General features: G+C 68.4%; 3 protein-coding genes. All 3 read right to left on the bottom strand.

Features of this window, described 5'->3' with window-relative positions:
* Window positions 1-99: 99 nt before the first annotated feature.
* From ACGFSA_RS34870 to ACGFSA_RS34860, 3 genes are read right to left on the bottom strand one after another with little or no spacing between them, the layout of a single operon-like run.
* A complete protein-coding gene (locus ACGFSA_RS34870) occupies window positions 100-2,763 on the bottom strand; it encodes a Helicase associated domain protein (protein ID WP_393310154.1) in 2,664 nt (887 codons plus the stop codon).
* Between the two features lie 36 nt (window positions 2,764-2,799).
* Window positions 2,800-3,114 carry a hypothetical protein gene (locus ACGFSA_RS34865; protein WP_393310152.1) on the bottom strand — a complete coding sequence of 105 codons (315 nt, stop codon included), beginning with the start codon at window positions 3,112-3,114 and terminating at the stop codon, window positions 2,800-2,802.
* Window positions 3,111-3,416 carry a hypothetical protein gene (locus tag ACGFSA_RS34860; protein WP_393310150.1) on the bottom strand — a complete coding sequence of 102 codons (306 nt, stop codon included), beginning with the start codon at window positions 3,414-3,416 and terminating at the stop codon, window positions 3,111-3,113. Before ACGFSA_RS34860 ends, ACGFSA_RS34865 begins: the two co-directional genes overlap by 4 nt.
* Between the last annotated feature and the right edge of the window lie 609 nt (window positions 3,417-4,025).

Below are 4,025 nucleotides of genomic sequence, written 5' to 3'. Positions count from 1 at the left end.
GATGTGGTCCTAGAGAAACCCATCATCGCAGGTCACAAGGCACTTCTTCGTTCCCAGAGAAACTATCCACAGACATCAAGCCGGTGGATCCAGGCGGAGTCATGCCCAAGCGATACCGAGCTCCCGTAGGGCAACCAGTTGCTCCTGAGTGAGCTTGTCCCGCCTCGACTTGGTGTTCGAGACCCATACGCCCAGCTTCACGACCACTGGCTCCGCCTCGCCGTCGACCGAGATCTCCTCACCGTGGCCGCGTGGCACCGGCCGGTCGCCTTCCCGTTCCACCCACTGGGTGAGGGCGGTTAGGCCGCGCTGGAATGCCTGCTGTGTCTTGCTGGGGCCCTTCGCCGGCCACGTGGCCGCTGGGGTGGGGGAGGGGGCTTCAGTGGGCTGGATGCCCAGCTTGGTCAGTCGTTCCTGCTGTTCGGCGGAGAGCTGTGCCCAGGTGATCGGCTGTGTCTGCCGCTGAAGCCATCGTCCGATGTCGTCGCCTTCGAAGAGCACGCCGGGCTGGATGTCGGGCAGGTGACCGTCGGCGTCGACCAGGTCCGCGAGCACCTTGTAGTGGCGTTGCCAGTCGAGCGGCCATGGGCAGTTCCAGTCCGGGTCGATTGCCGCGAGCTGCGCGGCACGCTCCGCCGCTCGCTCGGGGTCTTTGCCCAGGCCGTTCTTCTGTCCTTTCCGTCGGAGGTTGGCCAGGTGCTGCCCGATGGGCACCATCGCTTCGCCCTCGCCCCAGACCGCGTCCTGACGGGGTGCGAGGTGTCCGGTGGCCCGGTGGTAGGACCGGAAGGCGGCGAGTTTGTTCTCCCATGCTTCGTCGCCGGGTTCCCAGACCATGCCGGCGTCGTCGAGGAGTTCTTTGCGGTGGGGGTCGAGTTCGCTGGCGCGCTGGGCGCGGCGCTGCTGGTGCACCCAGCGGCCCAGGGGGTAGTCCTTCGTCACGCCGACCGCGGTCTCGGTGTCGTACGGCACGGCGTACAGGCCGGTGATCCCGTTCTCGGCACGCCAGCGGATGAGGGCCTGGTAGCCCTCCAGCCAGACGAGGGACTCGGGCCTGATGACACGGCAGCGGGTCAGGGCGGCGATGTCGGCGGCGTCCCGGGGGGAGGCGAAGTTGACCACGACCGAGGTGACACGGTCCACCTCCCGCTGCGCCTCGTCACTCGCCTCTGCGTCGTCCCCGTTCTCCGACCCAGCCGCGGGGGCGGGGCGGACGTGGATGCGCCGGTGTTCCTCACCGCGGGTCAGGGCGCGGGAGGCGAGCTGCTCAACGAGTCGTTCATCATGACTGCGGAGGGCTTGGAGGATGTCGACGAGGGGCTGGTAGCTGGCCGAGGCGACCATGTCCTTCGGGTCCTCCCCTGCTTGGAGGAAGACGGGAATGATGATCCGCGCGGTTTTGGTCGTGCCGTCGGGGTTGGGGCGCAGGGCGCGTCCGATGTTCTGGACGACGTCGACCTGGGAGCTGCGGGAGCCGACGATGCATACCGCTTCCACCCCGCGCAGTCCGGTGATGTCGACGCCGACCCCGAGGGCCCGTACCGAGGACAGGAACGCCCGGTGCACGCGCCGGTTCTGGGCGTTGATGCCGTTGGCGAACCGGTGGATCACCTCGCGCCGGTGCGCGATGGGGTGGTCGCCGCACAGCCAGTCCGCCCACACCCGGTCCGGGGGCACGTGCCGTCCTTCTTCCAGCTCGTACAGTTCGGCGTCGATCGAGGAGGCGGGCAGCTCCGCCGCACCGGCCAGCGCTGCGGCGGAGGTCTCGGCGGTGTACAGCTCGGCGGCGGTGCGAGGCATCTGCTCGGCGAACGCGGCCGCCTCCTCCACCCGCTGGTGGAACACCATGGTGGTGTGCAGGTTCTGCTGCGCCGTGTGCTCCAGCAGCGCCGCCTGGAGCAGGGCCATGCGCCGGCCGCGCAGCGCGTCCTCCGACAGCCCCAGGATCGGATCCGGGTCACGGATCTCCAGCACGTCGATCTCGAACCCCGCGAGGATCGACCGCTCCACCGCCTCCGCCAACCCAAGATCGAAAATTCTGGGACCGTACGTGCGCGAGTCCTCCTCCATCGAAGCGATCACCAGCTCCCGGCCGTCCCTCCCGCGCTGCGGCCGGGGCGAAGCCAGAATCCTCGGCGTCGCGGTCAGGTACAGCCGGAAGTCGACGGGGATCCGACTGTTGTCGTGGATCGCCGCCCAGGGCCGTCCGATGTCCCCGGCGGTCATGTGCCCCTCGTCCAGGATCGCCAAGTCGAACCCGGCAAGCCGCTGTCCGTACAGCCGCTCCCCACCCGCCAAAGCAGCCTCCAGCGGCCCCGGGATCCTCCTCCGCCCGGTGATATCGGTAGGGTCCTCCCGCTCCACCAGCGAGGCATAGGTCGCGAACACCACGACGGGCCCGGCCCCAGCCCACAGCGCTAGCTGGATGGCGTTGGTGGTGGTGCGCACCCCGAGCTGCTCCAGGACCTCGTCCCTGTCCACCGAGCACACCGCCACCATTGGCGCACGGTGCCCGACCCGCCGCCAGGACTGGGCACTCTGCACGATCAAGTCCAGGGTGGGCACCATCACCAGAATTCGGCCGTCCGGGAAGCACTCCAGCGCGCTCGCTGCGGCCGTGATCGTCTTCCCGGACCCGGTCGCGGACACCCCGGTGGCGCGCGCCCCTTCCGGAGGCACAGATGACCTTGCAGGAAATCCAACCCACTTCCGGAAACTCGACTTCTGGTCTACCTGGTGTTCCTTGAGCTGAATCCCAGACATTCTCTCGCCTCCCCTTTCAGGTGTTCCCGCGGAATTTCAGGCAGCCGTGTTCGGGTAGTTGCAGGGCTGGTCATCAATCCAGGTACGCGTGCTGCACTTGTGCGAGCCCTCCGATTTCGTCTCGCCCAGCGGGTCGTAGCCCCCGGGGTCGTAATGGCTGGCCTTACGGGTGCAGAGGATGACGTCGCCGGTGGAGTATTCGATGGTGCGGGCGTTGCACAGCCGGTCCGCCTTGCCCAGCGCCTCCAGGACACGGCGGCGCTCCATGGTGTGCGGGTACGTGCGCGGCAGGACCGTCTCCCGGACGAACGCCTCCAGGCGCTCCAGCCCGCTCCGCTCACGCTGCCTCACGTCCGCGAGATGTACGGCCAGTTCAGCGGCCCCGACCGGCCGCCACGCCGTGACCAGTCCCGGTCAGCGATGCCCACCAGGGCCTCGCTCACGGCCATCACGTCCTCATCCCAGCCGTCCGCGAACACCGCGCCACGAGAGGCCGGCGCCATGCCGTCCACCTCGCACTGCGCCCCGGCGACCGCACCGGCCTCCAGCGCGGCCACCAGGTCGTCCGCCTCAGCCGCGGGCACGCCCTGGGCAGCCAGGAGCGCGAACAGCTTCAACCGGGCGTTGGTGTCCGCCGTCTGATACTCACTCACCCTGCGAACGGAATCGCTGCTCAGCACGGGTGTCTTTCCGGTAGATTCATTCACCGAAACCGGTCATCTGCGGCCGTCCTCTCGAACATGTGGGAGGGTTTCCGATTGGTTGGGGTGTCCCGTGTTTCCGCCAACAGTACATGTGCATCTAACCCAGATGCACCCGCTACACTGAAACCCGACACGGACGAGCGACCCCCACCCCTCGTAGCCAGCCAGGCCCGCGATAGCAGGGCCTCAACGGTTCTGAAGGCACAGCCGGAAGGACCGTCAGGGCGGGGGAGCGCAGCGGGCCCGGCCCGGAGTGCGCAGCACTCCCCAACTCCCCTACAGCAAGCCCCACTAGCCGCACCGGACACCCCGTCAACAGGCAAGCGGCGCATCGCGCGGCTGACGGTCGCGCAGCGGCCGCTCCCCTCAACTCCCGAAGCGCAGCGAAGGGAGTTGGCCCGCGCAGCGGGCACACCGCGCGAAGCGCAGACTCCGTGAAACGGAGTCAACTCTGTGCGAAGCACAGAGTTCGCACCCGCGGAGCGGGTGCGCAACCACCGTGCGAAGCACGGTGGTTCGCTTGCACATCGCGCAGCGATGTGGTACCCGCTCCGCGGG

This window comes from Streptomyces sp. NPDC048496, from assembly GCF_043200055.1.
In the GTDB taxonomy this organism is placed as follows: domain Bacteria; phylum Actinomycetota; class Actinomycetes; order Streptomycetales; family Streptomycetaceae; genus Streptomyces.
Note: the sequence above shows the minus strand (reverse complement) of the source record. Positions and strands in the feature narration are given on the sequence as shown.